The sequence below is a fragment of the Bacillus sp. B.PNR1 genome, assembly GCF_030386235.1.
GTDB lineage: Bacteria > Bacillota > Bacilli > Bacillales > Bacillaceae > Bacillus > Bacillus stercoris.
The window spans coordinates 1,782,863-1,809,186 of record NZ_JANYMN010000001.1 but is presented as its reverse complement, the minus strand read 5'-3'; the positions used below and the strand labels follow the sequence as shown (position 1 = coordinate 1,809,186).

At 39.9% G+C, this 26,324-nt stretch carries 31 protein-coding genes and 4 pseudogenes; 25 read left to right on the top strand and 10 right to left on the bottom strand.

Annotated features, from left to right (window positions below):
• Positions 1-5 precede the first annotated feature (5 nt).
• From NZD81_RS09395 to NZD81_RS09305, 19 genes are all read left to right on the top strand, one after another.
• The gene (locus NZD81_RS09395) at positions 6-1,040 is read left to right on the top strand and encodes a DUF3383 family protein (RefSeq protein ID WP_289860261.1); all 1,035 of its coding nucleotides are present in this window, start codon (positions 6-8) and stop codon (positions 1,038-1,040) included.
• A gap of 14 nt (positions 1,041-1,054) precedes the next feature.
• The gene (locus NZD81_RS09390; RefSeq protein ID WP_041339434.1) at positions 1,055-1,444 is read left to right on the top strand and encodes a phage structural protein; all 390 of its coding nucleotides are present in this window, start codon (positions 1,055-1,057) and stop codon (positions 1,442-1,444) included.
• 97 nt (positions 1,445-1,541) lie between these two features.
• On the top strand, positions 1,542-1,838 hold the full coding sequence (locus NZD81_RS09385; protein WP_041351423.1) for a hypothetical protein: 297 nt from the start codon (positions 1,542-1,544) through the stop codon (positions 1,836-1,838).
• Between the two features lie 158 nt (positions 1,839-1,996).
• Positions 1,997-6,688, top strand: a complete 4,692-nt coding sequence (locus NZD81_RS09380) for a transglycosylase SLT domain-containing protein (RefSeq protein ID WP_289860254.1) — start codon at positions 1,997-1,999, stop codon at positions 6,686-6,688.
• A complete protein-coding gene (locus NZD81_RS09375) occupies positions 6,689-7,243 on the top strand; it encodes a LysM peptidoglycan-binding domain-containing protein (RefSeq protein ID WP_289860252.1) in 555 nt (184 codons plus the stop codon).
• A 13-nt stretch (positions 7,244-7,256) separates the two neighbouring features.
• On the top strand, positions 7,257-7,613 hold the full coding sequence (locus tag NZD81_RS09370; RefSeq protein ID WP_032722280.1) for a phage baseplate plug family protein: 357 nt from the start codon (positions 7,257-7,259) through the stop codon (positions 7,611-7,613).
• On the top strand, positions 7,600-8,565 hold the full coding sequence (locus NZD81_RS09365) for a phage protein (protein ID WP_289860248.1): 966 nt from the start codon (positions 7,600-7,602) through the stop codon (positions 8,563-8,565). The genes NZD81_RS09370 and NZD81_RS09365 overlap by 14 nt, the downstream gene beginning before the upstream one ends.
• Positions 8,565-8,912, top strand: a complete 348-nt coding sequence (locus tag NZD81_RS09360; RefSeq protein ID WP_015715402.1) for a Gp138 family membrane-puncturing spike protein — start codon at positions 8,565-8,567, stop codon at positions 8,910-8,912. Before NZD81_RS09365 ends, NZD81_RS09360 begins: the two co-directional genes overlap by 1 nt.
• A complete protein-coding gene (locus NZD81_RS09355; RefSeq protein WP_015715403.1) occupies positions 8,909-9,265 on the top strand; it encodes a contractile injection system sheath initiator in 357 nt (118 codons plus the stop codon). Before NZD81_RS09360 ends, NZD81_RS09355 begins: the two co-directional genes overlap by 4 nt.
• The gene (locus NZD81_RS09350) at positions 9,249-10,433 is read left to right on the top strand and encodes a baseplate J/gp47 family protein (protein WP_289860244.1); all 1,185 of its coding nucleotides are present in this window, start codon (positions 9,249-9,251) and stop codon (positions 10,431-10,433) included. The genes NZD81_RS09355 and NZD81_RS09350 overlap by 17 nt, the downstream gene beginning before the upstream one ends.
• Positions 10,430-11,059, top strand: coding sequence for a hypothetical protein (locus tag NZD81_RS09345; RefSeq protein WP_289860242.1), 630 nt, complete (start codon positions 10,430-10,432; stop codon positions 11,057-11,059). Before NZD81_RS09350 ends, NZD81_RS09345 begins: the two co-directional genes overlap by 4 nt.
• A gap of 12 nt (positions 11,060-11,071) precedes the next feature.
• On the top strand, positions 11,072-12,397 hold the full coding sequence (locus NZD81_RS09340) for a hypothetical protein (protein ID WP_289860241.1): 1,326 nt from the start codon (positions 11,072-11,074) through the stop codon (positions 12,395-12,397).
• Between the two features lie 14 nt (positions 12,398-12,411).
• Positions 12,412-12,765 (top strand): hypothetical protein, encoded by a 354-nt coding sequence (locus NZD81_RS09335; protein WP_256766818.1) that lies wholly within the window; start codon positions 12,412-12,414, stop codon positions 12,763-12,765.
• Positions 12,766-12,909 carry an XkdX family protein gene (locus tag NZD81_RS09330; protein WP_256766819.1) on the top strand — a complete coding sequence of 48 codons (144 nt, stop codon included), beginning with the start codon at positions 12,766-12,768 and terminating at the stop codon, positions 12,907-12,909.
• Positions 12,910-12,927: 18 nt separating this feature from the next.
• Entirely contained in the window at positions 12,928-13,770 is an 843-nt protein-coding gene (locus NZD81_RS09325) for a glycerophosphodiester phosphodiesterase (RefSeq protein ID WP_289860236.1), read from the top strand.
• 40 nt (positions 13,771-13,810) lie between these two features.
• On the top strand, positions 13,811-14,233 hold the full coding sequence (locus NZD81_RS09320) for a phage holin family protein (RefSeq protein WP_289860234.1): 423 nt from the start codon (positions 13,811-13,813) through the stop codon (positions 14,231-14,233).
• Between the two features lie 45 nt (positions 14,234-14,278).
• Positions 14,279-15,100 carry a peptidoglycan recognition protein family protein gene (locus NZD81_RS09315; protein WP_289860232.1) on the top strand — a complete coding sequence of 274 codons (822 nt, stop codon included), beginning with the start codon at positions 14,279-14,281 and terminating at the stop codon, positions 15,098-15,100.
• A gap of 120 nt (positions 15,101-15,220) precedes the next feature.
• Positions 15,221-16,201 (top strand): HNH endonuclease signature motif containing protein, encoded by a 981-nt coding sequence (locus tag NZD81_RS09310; protein WP_289860230.1) that lies wholly within the window; start codon positions 15,221-15,223, stop codon positions 16,199-16,201.
• A gap of 18 nt (positions 16,202-16,219) precedes the next feature.
• Complete coding sequence (locus tag NZD81_RS09305; protein ID WP_289860228.1) at positions 16,220-16,774, top strand: SMI1/KNR4 family protein; 555 nt, start codon at positions 16,220-16,222, stop codon at positions 16,772-16,774.
• A gap of 410 nt (positions 16,775-17,184) precedes the next feature.
• On the opposite strand, the gene NZD81_RS09300 is transcribed toward NZD81_RS09305, so the two are convergent.
• The 4 genes from NZD81_RS09300 to NZD81_RS09285 all read right to left on the bottom strand — a co-directional run bounded on the left by NZD81_RS09300 (position 17,185) and on the right by NZD81_RS09285 (position 20,589).
• The gene (locus NZD81_RS09300) at positions 17,185-17,625 is read right to left on the bottom strand and encodes an SMI1/KNR4 family protein (protein ID WP_289860226.1); all 441 of its coding nucleotides are present in this window, start codon (positions 17,623-17,625) and stop codon (positions 17,185-17,187) included.
• 14 nt (positions 17,626-17,639) lie between these two features.
• Positions 17,640-19,475: a T7SS effector LXG polymorphic toxin gene (locus NZD81_RS09295; RefSeq protein ID WP_289860225.1), complete on the bottom strand. Its 1,836-nt coding sequence runs from the start codon at positions 19,473-19,475 to the stop codon at positions 17,640-17,642.
• 265 nt (positions 19,476-19,740) lie between these two features.
• A complete protein-coding gene (locus NZD81_RS09290) occupies positions 19,741-19,956 on the bottom strand; it encodes a hypothetical protein (protein ID WP_167559396.1) in 216 nt (71 codons plus the stop codon).
• Between the two features lie 21 nt (positions 19,957-19,977).
• Positions 19,978-20,589: a hypothetical protein gene (locus NZD81_RS09285; protein WP_167559397.1), complete on the bottom strand. Its 612-nt coding sequence runs from the start codon at positions 20,587-20,589 to the stop codon at positions 19,978-19,980.
• Positions 20,590-20,749: 160 nt separating this feature from the next.
• On the opposite strand from NZD81_RS09285, the gene NZD81_RS09280 reads away from it, so the two are divergent.
• The 5 genes and pseudogenes from NZD81_RS09280 (at position 20,750) to NZD81_RS09260 (ending at position 23,041) form a co-directional block, all read left to right on the top strand.
• A complete protein-coding gene (locus tag NZD81_RS09280) occupies positions 20,750-20,893 on the top strand; it encodes a hypothetical protein (RefSeq protein ID WP_015715414.1) in 144 nt (47 codons plus the stop codon).
• A gap of 247 nt (positions 20,894-21,140) precedes the next feature.
• On the top strand, positions 21,141-21,371 hold the full coding sequence (locus NZD81_RS09275; RefSeq protein WP_010787768.1) for a helix-turn-helix domain-containing protein: 231 nt from the start codon (positions 21,141-21,143) through the stop codon (positions 21,369-21,371).
• Between the two features lie 90 nt (positions 21,372-21,461).
• Positions 21,462-21,596 (top strand): hypothetical protein, encoded by a 135-nt coding sequence (locus tag NZD81_RS09270; protein WP_268425218.1) that lies wholly within the window; start codon positions 21,462-21,464, stop codon positions 21,594-21,596.
• A gap of 324 nt (positions 21,597-21,920) precedes the next feature.
• Positions 21,921-22,147 (top strand): annotated as a pseudogene (locus tag NZD81_RS09265) (DNA-binding protein).
• A gap of 60 nt (positions 22,148-22,207) precedes the next feature.
• The gene (locus NZD81_RS09260; protein WP_289860216.1) at positions 22,208-23,041 is read left to right on the top strand and encodes a DUF3800 domain-containing protein; all 834 of its coding nucleotides are present in this window, start codon (positions 22,208-22,210) and stop codon (positions 23,039-23,041) included.
• 425 nt (positions 23,042-23,466) lie between these two features.
• On the opposite strand, the gene NZD81_RS09255 is transcribed toward NZD81_RS09260, so the two are convergent.
• The 5 genes and pseudogenes from NZD81_RS09255 to NZD81_RS09235 all read right to left on the bottom strand — a co-directional run.
• Entirely contained in the window at positions 23,467-23,805 is a 339-nt protein-coding gene (locus NZD81_RS09255) for a YolD-like family protein (RefSeq protein ID WP_289860213.1), read from the bottom strand.
• 459 nt (positions 23,806-24,264) lie between these two features.
• The gene (locus tag NZD81_RS09250) at positions 24,265-24,543 is read right to left on the bottom strand and encodes a contact-dependent growth inhibition system immunity protein (protein ID WP_014663571.1); all 279 of its coding nucleotides are present in this window, start codon (positions 24,541-24,543) and stop codon (positions 24,265-24,267) included.
• A gap of 46 nt (positions 24,544-24,589) precedes the next feature.
• Positions 24,590-24,895: pseudogene (locus NZD81_RS09245) on the bottom strand (hypothetical protein); the annotation flags it as partial.
• Between the two features lie 27 nt (positions 24,896-24,922).
• Complete coding sequence (locus tag NZD81_RS09240; RefSeq protein ID WP_282374196.1) at positions 24,923-25,321, bottom strand: CDI toxin immunity protein; 399 nt, start codon at positions 25,319-25,321, stop codon at positions 24,923-24,925.
• An 11-nt stretch (positions 25,322-25,332) separates the two neighbouring features.
• Positions 25,333-25,596: pseudogene (locus NZD81_RS09235) on the bottom strand (hypothetical protein); the annotation flags it as partial.
• Here NZD81_RS09235 and NZD81_RS21260 point away from each other — a divergent pair.
• Positions 25,577-25,909: pseudogene (locus tag NZD81_RS21260) on the top strand (N-acetylmuramoyl-L-alanine amidase); the annotation flags it as partial. The pseudogenes NZD81_RS09235 and NZD81_RS21260 sit on opposite strands and share 20 nt — an antisense overlap.
• Before the next feature lie 78 nt (positions 25,910-25,987).
• Here NZD81_RS21260 and NZD81_RS09225 read toward each other — a convergent pair.
• Positions 25,988-26,188 (bottom strand): hypothetical protein, encoded by a 201-nt coding sequence (locus NZD81_RS09225; RefSeq protein ID WP_014663576.1) that lies wholly within the window; start codon positions 26,186-26,188, stop codon positions 25,988-25,990.
• Positions 26,189-26,324: the final 136 nt, after the last annotated feature.

Genomic DNA, 26,324 nt, shown 5'->3' with positions numbered 1-26,324 from the left:
TTCATATGCCACTTAGTGACGTTACAGTCAAAATTGACTTAGTGAAACCGTCCAGCCTTAAAGGATTGGGAACACCTCTGATTCTCGCAAAGGTAGACGGCCACAACACATATAAAGAATATGGCTCATTAGAAGCTATTAAGGCAGACTATGCGGAAACCACAGCAGCATATAAAAAGGCTGCGGCTATCTTTGCCCAGGGCGACAATGCACCGTCAAAGGTTGCCATTGGTACCTATGGCGGCGGCAGCACAGAAACGCCAGAAGAAGGAGCGACTACACAAGCAACATTCACCATTCGTAATGCGTTTGACGAGTATTTCGACAAGGACTGGCACTTCTTGATCCTTGCTGATGCTACAGCAGACGAACGAATGGAAGCGGCAAAAGCGATGGAAGAGAAATCATATAAATTTGTAGTTTTACAGGTAACTGACCGGGAAGAAGTTGCTTCTTACAAAGGTAAGGACCGCACAATCGTTTTCTATCACCCATTAAATGACGAGCATCCAGATGCCGGGCTTGTTGGTTCGGTTGCTTCTCATACGGTGGGATCAGTAACTTGGAAGTTTAAAAATATCGTAGGTATCACGCCTCAAGATATTAAGGCAGACGAGTTGAAAAAGCTGCATACAGAAGGGGCTATTGCTTATGTAACCAAAGCGGGCCACAACGAGACATCCGAGGGCATTACTGCATCCGGGGAATATATCGACGTGCTGCACGGCAAAGATTGGGTGAAATTGAATATTGAAACCTCAATTCAATCTGCATTCTCAAACAACGGCAAAATCCCGTTCTCGAATGCTGGTTTTTCATTGCTGAGTGTACAGGTCACAAATGTTCTGCAAACAGCCTTTGCAAATGGCATTGTTGCCGAAGATGCAGACGGACAGCCGGTGTATTCAATCAGCACTAAAACCCGTGATCAAATCACAGATGAAAACAGAAAAAATCGTGTATACGACGGCCTGTCATTTACTTTTGAACTGGCTGGCGCGGTTCATTCTGCTGAAATTACTGGTGAAATCTCAATTTAAGGAGGATATAAAGCATGTACGTTTATGATGCAAACGAAGTCAACACGAACATTGACGGGAAAATCGTAACCGGTTATTCCGAGGGCACAATGGTTTCTTGTGCAAAAGACGAAGAAAAGTTCTCGACTAAAGTCAGCGCCAAGGGTGATGTCAGTGTTGCAACGAAAAACAACCCACTCGGAACAATTACACTGACTCTTTCCATGGGATCGCCATTTGTACCATACCTGAATAAAATGGCAAACACGGCCCAGCGTTTCCCTATCTGGGTTACGGGCGGACAGGAAAAAATCGGCGGCACAGAAGCGATGGTCAAAAAGCCTGCTGATGCAGAATTCAGTGACGAGATTGGAGATCGTGAGTTCGAGATTCAAGTCTTTGACTATACAGTATTGGAACAGTAATTAAGCTATGGCAAAAAAGAAGAAATCAAACGCGCGAAAGCAGTCCAATAGGGCTGCTTTTCAATATATGCAAACTAAACAAGCGGAGGGAAAACCTATGTCAAAATTCGGTAAACAAAAGAAAGTAACTATCCAAGGAACTGAGTACACTCTTCAACACCCAGGAACAAGACGCATGGTTGAATTACAGGATGAAGCAGTCAACCTAAATACAGGAAAGCCTACCTCAGCAGATTTATATGATTTGTACATGAAAGAAGTTGTTGTTGATCCGAAAGTAAACTATGAATATTTCGATGAACACGAAGGATTCATGGAATTAATGAGAGAGGTTCAATCCTTTCTTATCGACGAAACCCAAACCAAGGCAGTATTACAAAAAGAAGGCGAGTGACAACTGGCCTATGTATCGGCTCGTGATGTCTGAGAAGTTCTCCTTCTCAGAGGTCGCGGCGATGGATCTCGACACGCTGATGGAAGCAAACGCAGCACTAGACATCCACATTGAGCAAGAAAACAAGAGGAACAAAAGGAAATGAGGGGGTATGAACGTTGTCAGAAGCATTAAGAAGTACGCATATTGACGTTGAATTGAACGTTGATACCTCCCCTATAGAAAGAGCAAATCAGCAAATAGATAGACTCGTTGATCATGTCGGCGATGCCGGCGGCAGTTTTTCACAGATGCGTACACGGATGGCTCAGGTTCAAAGGCAACAGCGGAATTTTAGAGACATCCATATGAGTATGATACTGGACAACTCGTCATTGCAAACCGCCAGCCAGACGATTGAACGGCTAGGGCCTCAAATCGACTTAGTTACATCCCGTTTGAGCCAGCTGAATACCCAGGTACAAGAGACAAGCAGACTTATTCAAAGCCTGCCGTCTGATGTCAATATCAATGTTGATCAGACTTCTATAACAAATGCCAATGAGTCAATTGATCAACTCAGGCAGAATTTGAATAACGTTGATATGAGCCGTATTGGTACGCCTGCAGCAAACGTTACACAGCAGAACACTCAAAGCGTTCAGAATAACGTGGCTGCAGTGTCTGTCCCGGCCCCAGATTATAGGGGAATCCGGCAGTATAGTCGGGAAATGGACTTCTTGCGCGGCTCAACTCGTGGACTGGAAGCCGATACGATACAAATGCTCAATGAAATGCGTCGAGCTTGGAATGAAGAAAGATACGGTATGAACGGTTTCCGGAATGAAATGATCAGAGCCCAGTACGGTTTCTTTCAGTTAGGGAACCAGATGGACAGCTGGTCCGGTACCAATCAGCAGTTTATGGATGAAGTGTACAGGCTGGGACGTGCTCACAAGCAAGTAACAGACAACATGATGAAAAACAACAAAATGATGCGCATGAGCATGCTGCAGACTGTAGGGACATTGATGGCTCGGTCCACTCAATCTGAGAAGATCGCGGCGAACTATGACCGAATGGGAAACCCGTTATATCAAGTCAATAAAGCGGGCCTTGCCGTATCGAATACGCTTGAGAACATGGCGAAGCAGGGTACTGCTGCGCATTTGGCTCTAAAAATGCTCGGGCCTACTGCCAACATGAAAGAGCTAAACGATATGACAATGATGATCACTCAGGGTTATATGCGTTTTCAAATGGTGGCACTGGGCGCGGCTTTTACAAACTTTTTCATGTTCCAAGGGCTTCATAAAGCGGCAACACAAACAGTTCCCGGCTATTCAAAAGCATGGGAAGAGATGTGCAGTACACTACTGAAAGCCATTCAGCCAGCAATCGAAGTGTTTGCGGCGTTTGCGATGGCGATATACAAGGACATTACGGCCGTTGCGAAGCTGATCATTCAGTTTAATGAGGCGCACCCTGTACTCTCGAAAATGATCCAAGGATTTATGCTTCTCATCCCTGTTTTAACACTACTTTTATCGCCACTAGCGATAGGGGTAGGGTTAGTTAATGGGTTCCTCGGAGCTCTCAGCAGTTTGTGGATGTTCATTGGTCCAGTTGTAACCGGGCTGGCTGCTATGTCAGGCACGGTGTATGTCGTAGCGGGGGCCATCGTTCTCCTTGTAACCGGCATTTATTTGCTGTACAAGAATTTCGATAAGCTGCAGGAGAGGTTCAAGCCAGCAACAGACGCGATGAAACGCTTTGCTGACATGGGGAAATCGGCGGTTGTCGGTACATTCCATACGATGATCAAAGAGGCTGAGGGGTTAAAGCCTGCATTCATGAAAGGATTCAAGGACGCACAAAACGTGGCGATCACAGCGATTCATAAAATGCAGGCTGAATCCTTGAAATTATGGGATCGTCTCGGTGAATCACATCCACAGTTAGTGGCTGGAATTGAGTCGGCCTATAAAACGGCTGTGAAAACCGTGTCAGGCTTCATTCATAATGCCGGAAAGACAGTCTCTGATTTCTTCGGAAAAGGTCTGTCAGACGGTCTAAACGGCATCGTAAAAGGATTCATGGAGCAGTTGAAAGTCGGTCTATCCAGCTTTAAAGGAATGGTTTCTCTTGTTGCTCCGTTTGTCGCGGCGATCGGACTTGCATTCCTCGGAGTGTCAGGGCCAATCGGTGTGGCTGTCGGTGCTATTTTGAGTGTTGCTGGCGCCTTGTATCGCATGCAACAAACAAACCAAAATGTAAGCCAGGCCTTAAAGACGGCATGGACATCGGTACAATCTGTTCTAACGACTGTTTTTCAGGCATTGCAGCCAATCATCAACACGCTTCAACAGTCTTTCGGGCAATTGGTTACGCAATTGACGCCACAGTTTCAGCAGCTGGCCGGACAACTTCAGCAGGCTTTCGTTCAAATAGGCGGCACGCTTGTTTTGTTTGCTGCAGCTATCTCGCAAACGTTCCAGACAATCGGTCCGCAAATCATGCCACTGATTCAGCAATTGCTTTCAGCTTGGATGCAGTTGTCGGGTACTTTATGGACAAGTGTCTTGCAAATAGCAAGCAGCATCCTGCCGTTACTTGTTCAAGGCTTCCAGACGATTTTCCCAGTCATTCTGAGCGTAATTAATGCAGTGTTGCCAATCATTATTCAATTGATAGGCAGTTTCTCAGGAATCCTGGTTTCAATTGTGCAAAATGCCTTACCGATTTTGGTCCAGATGATTCAGCTTGCGTTCCCGTTGATCCTGAGCATTGTTCAACAAGCTCTTCCGATTGTTTTGCAATTGATTCAGCTATTAGGTTCATCCATCGGGCAAATAGCGGTTCAAGTGCTGCCGTTAATTTTATCAGCGGTGCAGCAAGTGTTCCCGATTATTAAACAGGTCATCATGGCTGTTCTTCCAATCGTGGCTCAATTGCTTACTGTAGCGGCAACAATCATTTTACAGTTGGCGCAAGCAGCACTTCCTATTTTGATTCAAGTTGTGCAGCAGGTATTCCCGCAGATCATGCAAATTATACAAGCGGTACTTCCGATTGTTGTTTCTCTTTTGCAATTTCTGGCGAATATCATTACAACTGTGGTCATTCCGGCGATCCGTTTCATCCTAAATATCGTGACTGCTGTGTTCCCGGTTGTGCTCTCAATAATTCAAGTTGCACTTAAAAATATCATTGCGATAATACAGGGTGCAATCGGCATTATTATGGGAATAGTGAAGGTTTTCAAAGGCTTATTCACTGGGAATTTCCGCATGATGTGGGACGGAGTGAAGCAAATTTTTTCTAGTGCTGTCGGCATGGTGAAAAAGCTTGTAAGTAATATGGGTTCAGCAATCACTGATAGATGGCTTTATATAAAAAATAAAGTCGCGTTATTGGCGCTTGATTTACGTCAAAAAGTTATGGATCGTTTCAATGATTTAGTCGAAGGGGCCAAGAAACTTCCGGGTAAAATCGGTGATGGAATTAAGAACATGGCTCATAAGGCTGTGTCTGGTGTGACTAGCTTAGCGAACAAACTTGCCGGAGCACTCGGAAAAGGCGTAAATGGTGTAATCGGCGGAGTGAACTGGGTCCTTGATAAGATCGGTTTGAAAGATAAGCATATCCCTAAATGGGAAGTACCTAAATATGCGCACGGAACCGGCGGACATCCGGGAGGCTCAGCGATACTGGGAGACGGTAAAGGGGCAAACGCTGGACCTGAAATGTATCGGACACCTTCAGGACACGTAGGGCTTAGCCCTGCAACAGATACACTGATGAACCTTCCGAAAGGCACTGAGGTGTTATCCGCAAAACAAACAAGGGCTGCTTTATCGGCTCTCCCTGCATACGGTAGTGGCAATGTTGGTGGAGGTATCTCAGGTGCTTTGGGTTGGGTCAAAGACAAGGCTACATCAGCAATAGATGGAGCAAAACATGTGGTGAAAAAAGCCAAAGACATAGCCCTTGATGTATTTGATTATGTCGGCCATCCATCCAAACTGTTAACGAAGGTCTTGGAAAATATGGGTGTTAAAGCTCCTTCTATGTCCGGATCGTTCGGCGATCTTGCAAAAGGAGCTTTTAATTTTGTTAAAGATAAAGCCGTTGGTTTTGTTAAAGGCAAAATGTCCAGTTACGCTGAAAGCTTTTCAGGTGGCGGCTCAAAAGCCGTCAAAAAGTGGGTAGCTCAAGCGCTATCAATCAAGGGCCTTGGCTCTGAATATGCTGGCGCACTTGAAACCATTGCCATGAAAGAATCAGGCGGAAATCCTAATGTTGTGAACAGATGGGATTCAAACTGGAAAGCCGGGCACCCGTCTCAAGGGCTTATGCAGTTCATTCCAAGCACATTCAACGCTCACAAGGAACCGGGCCACGGAAATATTAAAAATCCAGTTGACCAGATCCTTGCTGCTATCAACTATTTGAACAGCAGATACGGCGGTATTTTAAAACACCCTGGGCTCGTTTCTATGGCTCATGGTGGGCCGTATAGAGGTTATGCGACAGGTGGAGTCATTAACAGCCCACAAGTCGCTGCGCTTGGTGAAAACGGCTTTAGGGAGTATGTCATCACAACTGAGCCACGATACAGAAACCAATCACTCGGAATGTATGCTGCACTCGGTCGGGAGCTTGGCGCGGATACTAGTTACACACCAGAAAAGGCTGCTACAAGCTCAAACAGTTCATCTGTCAATATCACTTTTAACCCGTCGATCAACGTAAAAGTTGAGGGCGGCAGTGAAGGGGCAGAAACAAAGGTGAAAAAGGCTGTAACTGAAACATTTGACGAAGTTTTCGACATGCTGAAGTCGCTTTATCCACCAGAGGGGGCTTATTAATTGGCGAAGCTCGGAAAGATTAATCTCGTAAACGAAAAGGAATCTGATGGCGCGGATGTGGAGGTCACTTCATATCCCGTTGAAAAAGGGGTTCCGATCACGGACCATGTACAAAGAAAGCCAGAGACGACAACAGTCTCTGGCTATTTATTAGGCAAAACAGCAAATAGTGATTATGAATATCTGAAAAAGCAGGCTTATGCCGGCACTCTTTTGACTTATACCGGGCGTAAGGTTGCTAAAAATGTGATCATCACAAAGATAGATCGCGACACAGGCGATTACACAAACGGTTTTGCTATTTCAATTGAGTTGCAAGAAATCCGTATTGCAAAAAGCCCGTGGGTCAAAAAGAAAGTGAAAACAGCCGGGAAAAAGAAGAAAGCCAGCAAGAAGAAAACAAAAAAATCCAGCAAGCGATACCACAAGGTCAAGAAGGGTGACACTTACTGGGGATGCGCTCGTAAATACGGCACCACTGTAAATGCTTTGCGTCGGTTGAATCCCTGGCCGGATCGAAGAATTCCGATAGGGGTCAAAATGAGGATCAGATGAAGGAGGGAAAGGCATGGCATCGAGAGATTACATTCCTTTTGACAAAGAGGACATACCACAGCAGTTTGAATTTGATTTAGCAGATGACACGTTCATTTTGCGTATCAATTACAACCAGACAGACGATAGTTTCTCACTTGATTTATACGATCAGGACATGGAACCAATCGTGCTGGGTGAAAAATTGATTTTGAACGTCCCTTTGTGGGAAGACATTGTAAACGAGAAGCTGCCGGCACCCTCCTTAATCCCTATGGATGAATCGAATACAGAAACACGGGTTACATACGAGAATTTTATGCAAACCGTGTTTCTTTATATTGATGATGTCTCGGACGATGCGGAGGGCGAAGACGATGGCGACGAATAAAATGCTGTTTGGGCGCGTCGTTAAGGTCACGATAGATAACGGCAGTTCACAAACCACTTTCGATTATAAGGACTTAGAGATTCATTTTGAGGTACCGTTTGATGATGACTTCAAACCGAATGAAACAAAGGTTGCAATATACAACCTAAGCAAAGATTCAATCAGCAAAATTAAAAAAGGCAGCACTATCACTGTTCAAGCTGGTTATAAAGACGATTACGGTGTTTTAACTATCGGTAAAGTTACCAAGGTGCTGAATAATTGGGACGGTTTGAATAAGGTAACGGCCATCTATTCAAAAGATGGCGATGATTACACCCATATGAAAGTAACCACTGAAAACGCTGATCCTGCTGAAAAATATTACGTGAAAAAGCGGTACAAGCTCGCAAAGCCTGTGGTGACTTATAAAAAAGACAAGAACGGCCGGACATATAAAACGGTCCGAAATTATGGCACTCGAACAGAGGTCAGATACCGTAAGAGATACATGAAAATCACGTTCAAGGCTGGCACAACCTCAAGGCAAATTGTCGATAAGCTTCTGCGTGTGCTTGGTATTAAAGTGAAAAATATCATTCTGCCAAAAAATAAAGTTTATAAAAAAGGCTATCGTGTCACCGGATTGATTGAAAACAATCTTGAAGAGGTCATTCATGATGCTGGGGCAGTCATGTATTATCGGCGCGGCCGTCCTGTTATTCGGCCACTCAGTCAAGGAGATGACGAACGTTTCAAGCTCGAAGAAGCAACAGGACTGGTGGAAACGCCAGAACAATTTGAGGAAGATGATCTCAAAGGGTATAAGGTGAAATGCCTTTTACAGCATCGTATCGCAGTTGCTTCAATCATAGAAATAAACAGCAAGACAGCGAAAGGGAAATATCGTGTGAAAGATGGCTCTCATTCCTTTGACGGTAAAGACTTTTTCACAGAATGTAGGGTGATTTAATGAGTAAAGCGACAAAGTTCTTTGACGGATTCGAACAGCGGATAAAACAATCAATCCATACAACGGCTCCAGCACGGGTTGTAAATTACAATGCTGATAAACACACTGCCGATCTGAAATTGCTGTTTCAAACCAATGATGGTGAGTATCTACATGAATACCCTTTAATCGAACATGCGCCTGTTTTGAAACACGTCGAAGCTGATATTAAAGTAGGGTCCTGCGTGTTTGTTTCATTTGCTGAACGTTCACTGGATAACCTGGACGGCAATAAAACCTTTGATCCGGATTCGAGACGCACACACAGTATAAACGATCCAGTTGTTATAGGAGTGTGGGAAGGATGAAAACTCTCAAGCTTAAAGACGGGGATCTTTGTTTTGAAAATGGTGAGTTACAAATGGTTGAGGGTGATGCTGAGCTGGCTCAATCAGTAGAAATGATCCTTAGAACAAGTTTAGGAGAGTTTGAGCTTGATGAACATGTCGGCCTTGATCGCAGCAACATTTTAAGAAAGCAGTTTGATCAAGAAGAGGCGCAATATGACATTATAAATGCCATTTCTCAAGAAGAGCGTATTGCCAGTGTGGAATCGGTGAACTTTTTAATGGATAAAGAGTCTCGCAGTCTTGCAGTGCATGTGAAAATGACAAAAGAGGATGAAGAAACAATTGAGATAGGGGGTGTTGATCTTGCTTGATGAAACGGGCTTTCAACGGCAAACCTATTCCGAGCTTGTTGATAGTATGGAGGACCGGGCTCGGGAACAATTCGGGGAGGATGTAAACACATCCAGTAAAACGCCATTAGGAATTATTATTCGTATCTTCGCTTGGTTTCTGGCCGGCTTTTGGGATATTGCAGAAAGGGTTTATAACAGCGGCTTTGTCAGTAAGTCTGAGGGCGTGCAGCTCGATCGTCTTGGCAGCAACTCAGGTATCACGCGGGAGCCAGCTGCGGAGTCAGTTGTGACTCTGTCCTTTACTGGAGAACCCGGCATCGTAATTGAAGAACAAACTCAGTTTACTACGGAATCAGGCATCTATTTTGAATTGATTGAAGATGTTGTAATTGAGACTAATGGGACAGGCTCAGGGACGGCTGTCTCGCTTTCTAAGGGCGTTATAAACAATGTTGCGGCAAATACCATTACCGTGCAGGCAGAGCCCTCAGAGGGCGTGTATTCAGTTACAAATCCGGAACCATCGGCAGGCGGTGCCGACGAGGAAACAGATTCGGAATTCCGGGCACGAATAAAGAAATCAGTTGAGGGCAGTTCAGCATCTACAAACGGAGGTATTATTTCAGCCCTGCTAAACGTGTCAGGCGTCAGATCGGCGAATATTGTTGCCAACAATACCATGCAGACCGATGCGGACGGCAACCCACCAAAAAGCATTCATGCTTATGTTCTGGGCGGTACAAAAGATGATGTTGCGCAAGCACTGTTTGACAGTGTTGCTGCAGGAATTGAAACGGTCGGGGAGCAAGTTGTCACCATAACTGACGCCAGCGGACTTGACCATGCCTTCAAATTTGATTTTGCAAGGGAAGTCAAAATATATCTGCAGCTGGATTTAAAAACAAATGCTTCTTTCCCTATTGATGGAGTAAGTCAGATCAAAAACAACCTCGTTTATAAAATCGGGGGAATTGATGCAAACGGCTCTTACTATACCGGCTCACAAATGGGCGATGATATTATATTGTCGCAGTTGTTCAACGCGGTATATCAAGTAGATGGTGTCTCTGATGTAACAATCAGGATGGGGAAAGATGCGACAAACCTTTCACAGTCAAACATTGAAATTGAACCTAAAGAGGTTGCCCAGGTACATTTTGATGAAATCGTGGTGAATCTCATATGATTAAAGACTTAATAGGAAAGCTGACCGATGCCTTTTTGAAAGATGAAAAGAGCAATATCGGTAAGCTTTTTTTAATTGTCGATGAACAGCTGACAGCACTTAAAAGCGCGCTGACCACAGCTGAGAACTGGCGTGATATTGATTCGGCAAAAGGTAAGGCTCTGGATCTACTTGGTGACAACGTGTCGCAGGATCGGGGCCGTGCCACTGATGAAATTTATCGTGTGCTTATTCGCGGCAAGGTTGCCAGAAATGTTTCAGATGGCACCACAAACCGGATCATTGAAGCTTTAGCCAAAACACTGAACTGCAAGCCAAGTGAAATACACATTGTCAGCACCAAGGAAAATAATGAAGATGAACCGGCTGCCATTATCGTAAAAAAGGCACCCATTGAGGCTTTGAGCAAAGTTGGAATGAGTGCAACACAGTTTTCGAATATCGTTCAAAAAACAGTAGCTGCAGGCGTACGGGTGGCTTATGTAGATTTAAACGGCACCTTTCGTTTTTCGTCCTCTGCTAACTATATAGAAACGAGTCAATATGGATTTTCAACAGACGGGACAGATGGGGGAACACTTGGCGGAATTTTTCAGCCTGAAGATGATTACCCTTTACCGATTTAAGGAGTGATTTTTATGCCTTTTACAAAAGAATTGCCTGAATGGGGGAACGCCGGGCAACGGCCCCCGCAGTCCTCCATTGATGAAGGATACAAACCAATGGATCATCCCCCTGCGGATTGGTTCAACTGGTATCAGTATACGGCCTATCATGCACTAAAGGAATTGCAAGAGATAGGAGCAACGCAGGATGACATTTCTGCTGCTTTAAAAACAGCAAAAGCTTATACAGATGATTTTGCTGCGCGTAGAGATAACCCGAACCAAGTCACAAAGGGGCAAGTTGGTTTAGGGAACGTAGACAACGTGCAGCAAGCAACAAAAACAGAATTCAACACACACAATAACGATTCAACACGCCATATCACGTCCACAGAGCGTTCAAACTGGAATGCAAAGGAAACGACTACAGGAGCGCAAAACAAGGCTGATACAGCCGAAAAAAACGCCAAAACATATACTGATCAGCACATTAGTGATAAAAGCAACCCTCACGGAGTGACAAAAGATCAAGTCGGGCTCAGTAATGTTACAAATGACAAACAGGCAACCAAAACGGAGTTTGATACGCATGTAAAAGATAATACAGCTCATATAACTGCATCAGAGCGAACAAAGTGGAACGGGGCTCAGCTATTTAAAATTACTAATGATGTGGGCGGGGTCCTAATATCCATAGGAGACACGGATGATTTTCTAAGTAAAATTGTTGAAGCTGGAAAGACATTCGGAACTTTTTATTCAACAGGAAAGCCTACAAATGCACCTTCTACATTATCAACTAAGGGATTTTTTCACTTTACCTCAGTCGATAGTAATGGAAAAGGGACATTTGGTTATGTTGTTGCAATTGATTATAAAAACAATGTTTTCACAAATTATTTGGACTTAAATCAAGGATGGGCTGGATGGGCTAAAGTAGAAACTGAAGCCCATGCAAAGTCATACACTGATAACCTTGAAAAAAAACTAACCGATTTAACATGGTTCTCACCAGCTTTACAAAATAATTGGGTTAACTATACTGATGCAAATGCAACTGATCAAACAAAGTTTAAAGTTCGATATGCCAAGGATATTACTGGAACGGTATTTGTAGAAGGAGCTATTGCAAAAGGTACCATTGGATTCGGGGTGCCAGCTTTTGTACTACCGGTAGGGTATAGACCAGCTAGGGCAATTCAGTGGGTTGGAGTAGCTTCACAAGTTGGCATGTCAGGTATTCCACAAACACATAGGCTACTTGTAGATACTGATGGAAAAGTGATTGTTGAAAATTGTTCGAACACTGTGAAACCAAACGATTTCATTAGTTTAGGGTTTAGTTTTAAGGCGGTTTAAGGAGGTTTTTTAGGATGATACAAGTCTATAAATACGATGACGACTATATATTTGAAACTCCTGTGATTATTGATGAAATAGGTACTGATGAAGAAGTAAATCTACCTAAAAATTGTACAACAATTGCGCCTCCTGATGGTATGTTTAAGCCACAATTTCATCCTGAATTAAATGAATGGTGGGAGGCAGCAACCGAGGACTATATTTTAAGTTTGGAGCCCAACAGAGAACCTTCTGATTTGGATTTACTTAAACAACAAAATGCTTTACTTATCTCCCAATTAGCTGAAACTCAATCGATGGCTCAGCAACAGGCCAAAATGTATGCTGATTTAATCCTATCACTTACACAAAAAGGAGTAATTTAAATGGACTGGTATGAAAGCATTCGTGCATGTTATAACTGGGGATGTTATTCCAAAAATGATGTTAAAGTCTTTGTTATGTATAACAAAATAACCGAAAGTCAGTATGAAGAAATTGTTCAGGAAGATATTGTTACAGCAGATTAATTATGATAATTTAAACTTATGAAAAATATTATCTATTTACTTTTTATAGTTTCCATAATTTTAAGTGGGTGTTCAACATATGAAGGCTCTGTTGTTAAAGGTTCTGGACAACCTTCAAAAACACCTGATTATCATCCATTAATAATTGCACATAGGGGCGCTTCAGCTTTAGAACCAGAGCATACATTACTCTCATATAAGCGTGCCATAAAAGATAAAGCAGATTTTATTGAAATTGATTTAAGGCAGACTAAAGATCATAAGTTGGTTGCGATTCATGATAAGGATGTTGAGAGAACAACAAACGGAAAAGGAAAAATTCAAGATCTTACCTTGTCTCAAATAAAAAAATTAAATGCAGGTAAGGGTCAAAAAGTATTGACAATAGAAGAGATAATAAAAGAATTTGGTCTTTCAACAAAGTATTATATAGAAACGAGAGAAGATAATAACAGAAACTTAGTAATGGAACAAAAACTCATTGACATTCTAAATAAATACAATCTGTTAGCGACCCACAAAGTAGTATTACAATCATTTAGTGAAAAGAGTTTAAAGAAGATACATTCTATTAATAAAGAGATACCACTTGTACGTTTACTTGGTGATGATGAAGTGAAGGATTTAAATAATAATAAGCTAAAGCAGATAAAGAGTTATGCTTATGCAGTTGGCCCCAATGCCAAATTAGTCGATAAGGATATTGTTGAAAAAGTTCATGCTGCAGATTTAAAAATCCATGTATTCTTTGATGCGGAAAATGAGAAAAAACAAACAATGGAAATGATTAATTTAAGAGTGGATGGATTATTTACCAATAACCCTTCTTATACTGAGAGATTAATAAACTCGTCAAATTGACGGGTTTTTTATTTTGCCTCTAAGGAGGTGATCAAACGAAATGGAGGAAACGACTGTGTTTATCAATTTTGAAACGTTGGATTTAGCGAGGATCTACCTGTTCGGAGGTGTGAAATATCTCGATTTATTACTGGTCCTGAGCATTATTGACGTCATAACAGGCGTAACCAAGGCTTGGAAATTTAAGAAGCTGCGGAGCCGGAGCGCTTGGTTCGGTTATGTCCGGAAGATGCTCAGCTTTTTGGTGGTTATTGTGGCAAATATCATAGATACAATTCTCAATCTGAACGGCGTCCTGACATTTGGAACCGTTCTTTTTTATATCGCCAATGAGGGGCTTTCCATTACGGAGAACTTGGCACAGATCGGCGTAAAGATTCCGGCTGCAATTACGGACCGACTTCATGTAATTGAAGAAGAAAACGAACAAACAACAAAAAAAGATGAACAAGCTGCTGGGTAATCCAGCGGCTCTTTTTATTTCAAAAAAAGAATAGGAGAGATTTTCATGACAATTGCAGTGAAAAAGAACCTTGTATCAGAAGCAAAATACGCTTTAAAATGCCCGAATTACTTGGATGCTGAATACATTACCATCCACAATACAGCGAATGATGCATCAGCTGCTAACGAGGTCAGCTACATGACCGGAAATACCAGTTCAACGAGTTTCCACTTTGCAGTTGATGACAAAGAGGTTATTCAAGGATTGCCGTTAAATCGCAATGCATGGCATACAGGAGACGGCACAAACGGCCCCGGTAACCGTAAGTCTATCGGCGTTGAAATCTGCTACAGCAAGTCGGGAGGCGCTAAATACTACGCTGCTGAAAAGTTGGCTATCAAGTTTGTGGCGCAGCTACTTAAAGAACGCGGATGGGGTATTGAGCGTGTGCGGAAACATCAAGACTGGAGCGGAAAGTATTGCCCGCATCGCATCTTATCAGAAGGGCGCTGGAATGAAGTCAAAGCTGCAATTGATGCTGAATTAAAAGCGCTTGGCGGCAAAACATCGAGCAAGAAAACAACTTCGTCCAAGGCAGTGAAAAAACCAAGCTCAAGCAAAAAGAAATCATCCTTTAATCTGCCCTCTGGCATCTTTAAAGTGAAAAGCCCATTAATGCACAGTGCTGCAGTTGAGAAAATTCAAACAGCGTTAGCTGCGTTGCATTTCTATCCGGATAAGAAAGCCAACAACTTTGGGATCGATAGCTATTATGGACCGAAAACTGCCGATGCCGTCAGACGGTTCCAGTTGATGAATGGATTAAAAGCTGATGGCATTTATGGACCAGCTACAAAAGCGAAGCTTGAATCCCTATTAAAATAGGTCTACTGGGTCTTCTCTTTTGGGAAGACCTAATAATAGCAGTCAAATAATTTACATATTATTGAAATGAAAGTAAAAATATAGTATATTAGACCAGAAAACAAATTAAGGAGGATTTGTATGAAATTGTTAAAGAATTCGATTTGTTTGCTCGTCTTAACTCTATTGATTGCTACTATTGGATTTTCACCACAAACGAAAGCGTCACAAGAGAATTCATTTGGATTGGAAAAACCAGTAACCATTGAGGAAAAAGAAACTCTAACAGTAGATAAGAATGGAGTGGCTAAGAGCACAAATGATGACCAAGCTTCTGTCATTAAGAACGCACGACAACTTGCTAACCAGAGTGATCACAATGAAATAACTTATAAAAATCCTACAGCTAAAGAAGAAAACAATATCGTTAATGTGCCAGTCGTTGAGAAAAAAGATGAGAAAGCACATCCAAAAGCAGCCAGCTTAGTTTCGATGTCCTACACAACGATATATGACCCCAACAAAAAATCCATCACAACAACAATTAAAATAGCAAGCATAGTTGGCGAAAAGCCGATAGTTATTGAAGCTAGAAACGATTTATATGATAGCAACACTTATAGCGGAAAATACGGAAGGGTTTTTGTCCATAGCAGAGAATTCTTAGGGAAGGATATTAAAGTAGGTAAATCTTATTCAAAGTCCTATTATCCTAAAAAGACAAAGTTTTATATGTCCCAACATACTACGGTAGCTGGTTGGAAAGGATCAGTACCTGATACTTCCACTGGAACGTTGGCTCCTGCTCTTGCTAATAAAATAGGATGGCTGTATCCAGAAATAAAAAATAACCACAGCAAAAAGACAATGCCAGTACCAGCTAAAGCGAATTTCCCAGTTGTACCTGCAGATAAAAGAGAAGAATGGACTTCAACGGATCGAGGTAACTATATAAAGAAGTACATCGACAAATACGGTAATCCAAAATGGAATTGGTCAGCATTAGATGTTCACCATGTACTTCCTTTAAAGTATGGGGGAAAGAATAACTTTGATAATTTGTTCCCTCTTCCTCGTGATATACACCAAAACGTATTAAATCGTTGGTGGGATAAATATTAGTAAGTAAGAGGTGGCTCAATGACAGTTTTTGTTAAAAAAACGATCCAAGGTCTAAAAGAATTAATTGATGAAAAAGGACGTTTGAAAATTTTAGGGGATGAAGGAGCTATTTTAGAAACAGAATGTAGTTTCTCTAAAGGTGCAACAGATCTAGAGATTGAGAGTTTTGAGAAGAAAATAAAAGTGTCACTTCCTGAAGATTATAAAACCTTTTTAAAACTGCATAACGGGGCCAGAATATTTGATTTGTTGATTTACGGCGAGAATGTAGGTGGGGGGTTGCATATTCTTAATTTAGAAGAGATTGAAAAGTATATGCAAAATGGTTTTTTAAAGCCTCAGTTTATTCCCGTCGCACATCTGTTAGACGGATGTTATTTGTTAATTGACAAAACCAGAATTTCCACAGATCCAAACTATTTATGGTTCCTCAGGTTTGTAGATTATGAACCACTGCAACTTAATTTTGAGATATTCTTAGATCGGTATATTTTATCTCAGGGATCGAATTTTTGGGATTGGGGAATCTATACTGCTGAGAATTATTACAGAACTCACCGTGTAGAGGACTAAACCCTCCCTAGAGTCAATAGCAGTCTAGTAAGAAAGAGAGAGCAGGTGTAATACCGGCTCTTTTTTATTACCAATTCCCCCGTTTATCCTAATCAGTTCGTCTTTCACAAGTTTCAACATCTAAAAGTGATTCAACTGGAATAAACCATGTATCCCCTTTAAAACCTTCACACATGTAGCGTTTGATTTACTTCCTCTATATAAAAATCATGCTCTCTTACTTCCTCGATTAAGCTAAAGCTGAGATATCTCTGTATAAATGGTCAGAACAGATGTTGAAAATATTAGATTTTTTAGATTATTCACTGGACAAAGTGTGACGGCATTTATGACCCGAAAACGAAAGTTAAGCTTGAATCCCTACTAAAAATAAAAGAATCCCTTCTCGTTATGAGAAGGGATTTATCCGTTTATTCCTCGTATAGTTTATTAATCAACTCGGTAAATGAATCACATATATGACTCAAAGCTCCATCAGGATCTTCATGTGCAATTTCATGGTCCCAAAAAACAATAGAAGGACTACTGAGTCCTTTCCGAAAATCGTAACAGATTTCATTGCCAAACACATCATCCGCAATCGGTATTACTTTGTCTGGCATTCTACCATCTCGATAACGATTAGAAACGTTAACTATATATGACTCACTTTCTTTATGGAAGCTATGTAAGTATCCGAATGCAACTCCTTCCCTATCTTCAAGGTCAAAAGTTTCGGGAGAAGGGGTAGCGCCAGAATAGATTTTGACATATTCTAAATAATCCTTTGGGAACTTTACTTGTAAAATGTTTTCTACTTCAATAATTTCCTCGTTACTAACAGGATGCTCTCCGAAATCCCATTCAACCATTTTAAAAACTCCTTTTATCTGTATTTGGAACCTCCGCCCCATATGTTTCTTCCGCCAGTATGTCCTGTCTTGCCATGAATATCTGCATCTACTAGCTGCATTATACCTTCATTTTGATGGTGGTGCCATGTAAAACCTTTTGGTTTTTTGCCTTTTGAAATCTGCTTTAACTGCATTTCTGTAAAATGTTTTTTTAACTCTGGATTTTTATTAATTTCTTGCTGTAATAGTTCAGTGGCTTTTTTAAATTGTGCAGTATCTTTCTGTAGATATAATGATTTATCAATCTTTACTTCGGCAACTGGTTCAAAAATTGGGAAGCCATCTTTATCATAAGGTACTCCGGTTACAGGGTGAACATCATTTTTTAAATGTCCATTTTTTAAGTTGGTTGTGACGGTGTTACCGAATGCATCTTTATGCGTATATGGTGCAGCTTGGACGAATTGATCTTGTTTGAATTGAATCTCTTTTTTTAATATAGATGTATTCTTTACATTGTAAGTGTTCTCTATATCTTGAGCTATTCCTACAAGAGCCAGTTCATCTTTATTTCCAGATAAGGATTTGATGTATTTTTTTCCTTTAGAGATTCCTTTATTTACATGGTTAGTTGCTGTCTTTTCTCCAGCTTTCAAAACTTTATCTACCTTAGTTGCGCCAGTTTTGGCGATCTTACTAGATACTTTTACAGCAGTTCCTGCGCCTTTTAATCCAACTAGATTGCCGATTACATAGGTAACATAGTGTGCCTTTGAGTATGTATCACCGTTTATAAATTTATCATTCCATGAATCAGCTATATTTTTCCATATGATTTTAGCATATGAAGGTGTATTCAACACAGTACTAATTGTTGTGGCAACTTTTTGCTTATCAGAGAGTTGGGAGAATTCCCAGGCACCGACAGCTAAGTCTTTTAAACCAATTACAGTATCTTTTCCAACATCATAAAGACCGACACCGACTCCTTTGAAGCCCTCCGTGAGTTCATGTGTGTTTTCTATCTGTGTGAAATACCTTTGCTGATCCTCTGTCAGGTTCTCGTAACCAATAGTTTTAGCCATTGAATAGAATTCATCTGCATCAGCATAGTCGTAATTTTTCAGTCTTTCTTTCAGCTTTTCGATTTCCCGTTCTTTTTCTTCTTTCTTTTTAATAGTCAAATAAGCATCCGTTCGCTTCTCAATATCACTTTTTTTCTTATGTATATCACTCTCACGGTACGCCTTGGCGTTGTAATGGATGGGTGTAGCATTCTTGCCTTTGCCTGTGGATTCCTCAAGCTTTTGAAAGTCCTTCTTGATGAATTGCTCGTTTGGCTCTGACTGGGTATATTCAGAAACAAGTGCTTCGTCAACGCTGCCTACTTTATTGACTGTTTTTTTGCGTTGGTTCTCCGCATCGGCGAGTTCGTCTTTAAAGGTTTCTGTCGAGAACAAATCAAGCGGAAGAATATCGTCGATATCATGTAAGATATCTTTCATCGCTTTCTTTTGTTCAGACATAATCGATTTTGATTTTGTGTAAGCATTAGCCAGCTCGTGCTCTAAGAAGGATTCTTCTATATATGCATCAGATAAGCTGGCGTCCTCTATAGTGCCTGAAATGCTCGTCAAGAAAGCAATTTTCATATCAAGTAAATCAATCCAATTGTCAGCTACACCTGCGTGGTCTTGATAAAACGCTTTGATGTTGTCAGCGCCTTTTCCGGAAAACTCACTGTCATCTAAATCAGCTACGGCTTTAAAGGCCTTTTTTAGATTAACCATCTGACTTCTTAATTCCTTGTATTCCTTTGCGCGTCTATCTGCTTCTGAAAGCAGTGATTTGGCTTCAAATACTTTCATGATCATATCCTTTCGTTTGAATAGCTCCAACAAGATTTTACCATGGGAAAATGAAGAAATAGACAGCGATGTGATTCAAAAGTGTGAAATGAATAATTTGATCTGTGTCAATTTACCTATTCAGGTTATTTGTTTGGAAACTGATGACGCAGTCAGCCGGTTCTAGTTAATGAATTAAAGGCAGCCGGCATTTATGGATCGAAAACGAAAGCGAAACTTGAAAGATTATTGAATTAAAGAATAACCCTCTCTAAATTAGAGAGGGTTATTCTTTATCTCTTTTGATATTAGTATTATGGAAGTAGTCTGGTAATGCTTCGTATAAAATATGTCTACTTTCAAATTTTACATCTTTAATCTTATTGACGTTACTCTGTACTCCTCGGGAACCAAATCCTTTAGCCTTTTTAACTGTTGTTTTATCAACTGGTGTTTGTTTATTAACTGTTGTATGTTTGTTCCAACTGTCTTTATCTCCCATTAAAACCTTCCTCTCTTTTGGTTAAACCATTAAAAGAATGACTTGCTTAATCATATACACTAATACAATTCCGATTATTGAAATGTATATCTTCTCGATTCCTTTTTTATAAAGCTTTGCTTTCGTGTCGTTGGCATTACTGTTTTTTTTGACAATGTTATAGTATGAATCTGTTAAAGCATACTGAAGTTCATCTTTGGGTAGTCTTGCATTGTTATTTAGGCTTCCATCGTCCTCGTTAAATCCACTTAATCCGAGCGATTGATATTCGTATGTTTTAAGCACATTAATTAAGTGCTTAAATGCGATCAATTGCATAATAGCTGGAAAGATATATAACAGGGCGATGATTGCAAAACATAGCATTTCAATTGGGCTATGTGCTTTCTTGAAGAAAGAAAAATCTAGCGCTGTTGCATAAAATCCTATCAATGCTCCTAATAAAGCTATAAGGACACCAGCTCTAGTTTCAATATCTCGTTTTCTATTAGCCTCAGCATCATATTCTCTAGATATTGTATTGAGTAATGTTTCAGAACTAGGGTATTCAATATGGTGTTGTTCTGAATTTTGTTGACTTTCCTCTGAATTTAGCTGTCTTTCATCCGAAATTTCAGTCTGTTCTGTAGCCATCGTATAGCCCCTTAGTATCAAATAATTCTTCTCCTAATTGTATATAAAAGGATTATGACTTTACAAGAAAAAATTTACTTAAAAAGAAATATTTTTTGATAATCTGTTTACAACAGTCAATAGGTATAGTATAATAAGAGTATAGAAAGGAGGTGCTGAAGTGGACGAGGTGAGAAACTGGATTCTTGCTATCGCTGGTATCGTGACCATTATAAAACACATCTACGACATATGGCAGAAGGAAAGCGAAAAGCATAGCAAGAAAAAGAAAAAGCGCTCCCGCCGGACAAGCAAGAAGCGCTGATACTAGTGAGACAAGGGGAGAAATCCCCTTGCTCATACATTATATCACGTCCACGATAGTATGAAAAAATATTTTAAGCAGTACAGCACAGGTGACTTTGCCGTTTTGCTCATATTGGTTGCCGGGATCGTCGCAATTGATCTGACCGATGAGGGTATGTCTGGAAAGATTGCGCATACTGTATTGATGATAGCCGTTGTTATTACCTTGTTAAAAGGATTCATTATGATGTGGAGAGAAAGCCGACATGAAAGAAAGCGAAAAAATTAAGTTTATCCAGGAAGAAGTTTTGACTGCAGCGGAAGCGGGGGAGCTGCTAGGAATCACTCGGCAGCGTTTAAGCACTCTTGTGACATCCGGAAAGCTCAAGCCGGTTAAAAAAGTGGGGACAGTTGCATTGTTTTTGCTGGGACATGTACAAACCCTTAAAAAAGAATTAGAAGCCGGCCGGAAGAAGTATCGACCGTATGATGAATGAAGCCCTTCTCGAGATGAGGAGGTTTTTTTTATGAAATTTATTGGTGTCTCGGATAAAAATGGTATAATTCTTGTGTTAGGAGGTGGTTAAGTGGATGAGTTTAGAAACTGGGTTCTTTCCATTGCAGGGATTGTCACAATATGCAAACAGCTTTATGACATTTTCCAAAATGAAAAGAAGCAGCGAGGAGAAAAGGAGAAAAAGCGCTTCCGCCGCCAAAGCTAGAAGCGCAACTGCAGGTTTCAAGGTTTTTAAGGGGGGAAACCCCCTGTTTCCTCGAATATACACTCAGTATACATCAAAAGTGATTGCGGTATGCCGCAAAAACGTATTGCGGTATACTGTAACTCATCCATTTTCGAATGAAAGATTATTTCAGCAAATACAGCACATCAGAAATGGCCATACTTCTAATAATGTTATTTGGCCTTGTAGCTATTGATTCTAAAAACTTGTCGCTTTCGGGAATGATAGCGAATGTAATTTTATATCTGGCAGTGATCCTCACAATTTTTAAAGGTCTTATTATGATTTGGTCAGAAAAACGACATGAAAGAAAGCGAAAAAATTAAGTTTATCCAGGAGAAGTTTTGACTGCAGCGGAAGCGGGGGAGCTGCTTGGAGTCACCCGACAGCGTTTAAGCACCCTTGTGACTTCCGGAAAGCTCAAGCCGGTGAAAAAGGTTGGGACCGTTGCATTGTTTTTGTTGGGACATGTATCCCTTAAAAAAGAATTAGAAGCTGGCCGGAAGAAATATAGACCGTATTATGGTTAAAAAAACAAATATTTCTAAGTTTCAGTAAATAAGGTATACTTATTTTAGGAGGGGGAAATTTTGGAATACCTTATTTACTGTGACGAGTCTACAAAAAGGGGAAAGCTTTGCAGTAATTTTTACGGCGGGGCTTTAGTTAAATCAATACACTTTGAAGATGTTGTTAATAGATTGAATAGATATAAAAGTGAAGCGAATATAACTGGTGAAGTAAAATGGACCAAGGTTACTGCTCCATATTTAGAAAAATACATTGGTTTGATGGATGTTTTTTTTGATTTATTACAAGAGGATAAGGTGAAAATGAGAGTTATGTTTCAACAGAATTTAGTTAGTGACGATATAATAAGACACTTTACTAAAGAAGAACATGAAGAATCTTATTTCAAGCTTTATTATCAATTTATAAAACATGCTTTTGGTTTAAAGTACTCTAATTTAACTAATGAAAAAATCAATTTACGTTTATATTTCGATCAATTTCCAGATAAAAAATCAAAAGTTGATAAATTTAAAAATTTTATATATGACTTAAGATTATCTGAAGATTTTATAAATGCAAATCTCTCTATACGGTTTGACGACATTGTTGAAGTTTCTTCACACGATCATGTTATATTGCAATGTGCTGATATTGTAACAGGGGCAATGTTCTTCAGATTAAATAAACTTCATTTAGAAAAAAATGAAGAAACGGGTAGACGAGGGAAAAGGACAATTGCTAAAGAAAAGCTTTATAAACATATTCATAAACGTATATGTGAAATCAGACCGAATTTCAATGTAGGCGTAAGTACAAGTAATGATGGTGATATAATAAATAAATGGAATTATCCATACTCCCACTGGAAATTCACTCCTTCACAAGTTGTGAAAAAAACCTTGCAATTTTAGTCTGATTTTTGTATAATTGGGTTACAAATATTGTGTATTAGCCCTGTCAATCCGAAGGCTTGCGTTCCTACGTGAGCTACTGACGTAGGTGAGATGGGGCTTTTCTTTTTAGATCGTACTCTGAGCTCAGCGTTACCCCTGAGCGTAGATAAGGAGCCGAGTTCAACTCTTGGGTTTACTAATAGGTTGATTATCTGGACAGTCATTATGTTGTTAGGGATTTTCAATTTGAGTATTACACAGGGGGCGATAGATATGAACAATCTAAGTATTCTAACAGTTTTCGCAAGCAGTATTCAAGCTTACCTAATTAGTAAAATAGCGGGTTCTCCTTTGAGCTGAGAGTATGATTAGAAACTTCTCCCGTTTGGGAGTTTTTTTATTTCTATAAAACTCCATCCTTTATATGTCTACCCCACATCAATTCACTCTTCATATACTCCAACGGCCAAAAGAGCCTCAAATGCAATAAACCATGTATCTCCTTTTAAATCCTTCACGTGCAGCCTCTGTTTAACTTCATCTATGTAATGAACATGTCCTGTTACTTCTTCAATAAATCCGTCTCTGTATATACCGATGACCAGAACCGAGTTGGATTCCATCGCTTCGCAAATAGTGCGTGCCATTTCCTCCAGCTGGTATTCATCGAGAATGGGTTTTTTGAGCTTCTGGACTTCTCTCTTTCTGTTTAAGAGGGCAGTCCTTTGTTCAGACAATATGAATTTTTGTTCCCATCTCTTGTCGTAAATTCCTTGACTCATTCCGATCATCTCCTTGAATAAATTATATGCGAACTAATGTTCTTTTATCAATGGAGAAAATATTGGTAGGCCTGTGAATTTACTCATTGGATTTAAGTGGAAAATTGTTGGCGGGTTGTTGCCCAAACCTGTCAACAATTAATATTTTTATTCAGAAGGGATCAGACATCTATTTTGAAATCCCTTGATGGATAAGTATTTGTCAGGAATAAAAATAACAGCTCAGAAGGTAATCACTACCTTGACAGGGTAGAGGTCGCTGGTTCGAGCCCAGTCGGAATCATAGCCAAAACCCTTGCGTAGCAAGGGTTTTTTACTTTGCTTATTTATTGATTTTGCCATCATTCATCGAGTTGGGGACGGATTGGGGGCGGAAGTTTTTTAAGCTGATTTTGAAGTGAATTAAAATCAGCTCTGTTTCTATGCTAGTTTAATGGATTATAAAGTTTCAATATTCTTTTAGATTTTTTGAATAACTTGTTCGAGCCATATGATTGGAGATACGCCGTAACTAAGAATGTCCACTCCGTCAGCAGCTTCATCGATAAAATCATTCTTTTCTTCATCCGAATAATCACTGTTAATAAAATCTTTCAATGCAGCTATATCAGTTTCTTGCTCTTCTTTTGGTATCTCTTCTAAGTATTCGTCCAGTGCTGATTCTGGAGTTTCTATGCCTTGATAAAAAATACCTCCTAGAAATTGAAATACAGGTTCAGAAATTTCGATTCCAATCACCACTAAGAAATATTAATTTCAAATCTGAGAAATGGTACGTATCTAATTCTAAATAACTTTCTGCTATATCAATATCATTTGTCATTTCTAAGTCAGGGTATTTTTCATCTAATTTTCTTAAACAATTAATAAGTTCTTTACTTTGTAAACTTTCAGCTAAATCTTCAAATACTTCACTGATCCAATATAAATCTTCTTCATTACAATTTTCTAGATAGCTAATTGTATTTTCCTCATTTTCTGAGAGTACTTCAATTATTTCATCCCAACTTTTTTGAATTCCATAGTCATCATTAAGATTAAGTTTTTTTCGTTTAATTGATATAGTTTTCATTTTTTTCTCTAAATTCATATTGATCCTCTTAACTAAGCAGGGCTATTATTTTCCTATTGCCTTTCCTATTGTTACATCTCCATCATGGAAAAATTCAATAACATAACCAGATTCGCTGAACATGAAAGTATCGGAACCTACAGCAGTTACATCATCAATTACGTTTAAGGCGTTGTCTAAGCTGGTTTTTACAGCTGGATTATCACCGTAAGCCCAAAGGAGAATAACAGTTTTATCATCTATTTTATTCTCAATTAACCATTCATCAATATCATCAGCGTAATCAATAGATCTGTGAGAAGTTACTTCATCCCATTTAATTCTTCCCCATGATGTGAAGGGGAAACTTTCACCAAGTTGTTCATGATATTTACGTGTCTCAGAAATAGTGAGGACTTCTTTGTTATTTCCAAGAGCTTCTAGACATTCTTCGTATAAAGTCATATTAACACTTCCTATTTATTTAAATGTTTTAAAAGTGATTTATAAGTTTCTTCGTTTCCGTTAAACGGTATATAATATTTCTTTGCCTTATCTCCTTTTCCATTTCTATAATCCTCAACATTTATATGAGGTCCCTTTTCAGGGTCATAATCTAATCTCCAAAGGACTTTATTATCTCCAGATATTCGGCCAGTAACTTTACCAAAGCCTGCGCTTTTAGATAAAGTACCTATAAAAGGTTTTGAATCTATTCCTAATGGTCCCGGGAACCGTAATTTGATTGGTGTTGGTATTTGTTATAGCAAGTCAGGAGGCGCTAAATACTACACTGCTGAAAAGCTGGCTATCAAGTTTGTGGCGTAGCTGCTTAAAGAGCGCAGCTGGGGAATTGATTGTGTCCGTAAACATCAGAACAGAAGCGGAAAGGATTGCCTGCACCGCATTTTAGCTGAGGGCAGATGAAACCAAGTTAAGTCAGCCATTGAGTCAGAATTGAAGGTGCTGGGAGGAAAGACAACATCTAAACTGTTATCATCTGCGTCTAAAGCTTCTGGGGGCATTTACACAGTCAAAAAAAGTGATACTCTTCCGTTTTTTAATAAAAAGGGAGTTTAATTAATGATTAAAAAAATTCGATATAATTAATGAAATATCGACAGAAGATTGTTACCACAAATGCAAAGCAAGAAACGAAAGTGCCCATGCAAATATGCCGAACGTTACAAAGAATCTAAGAAAAGTTTCATATTTTGTAAGTTTCCGTTCTTTTTTTATTTTACCTAATTTCCAGTAAAGGGCGTAGCCGGAGAACAATAAAATTATTTGTCCCAGTTGCGACACGGACTCTAAAAATTCTATACCATTCATTGATTTCACCTCTTATTTAATTATCGCAGACGGAAAAACCGGTTCCAACAGTTATATAAAAATTAAGCAATCCGTAATATGTTTAATGGTATATGAAATGATTTTTTCTTATCCAGCAGACCATAAGGGTATAGTG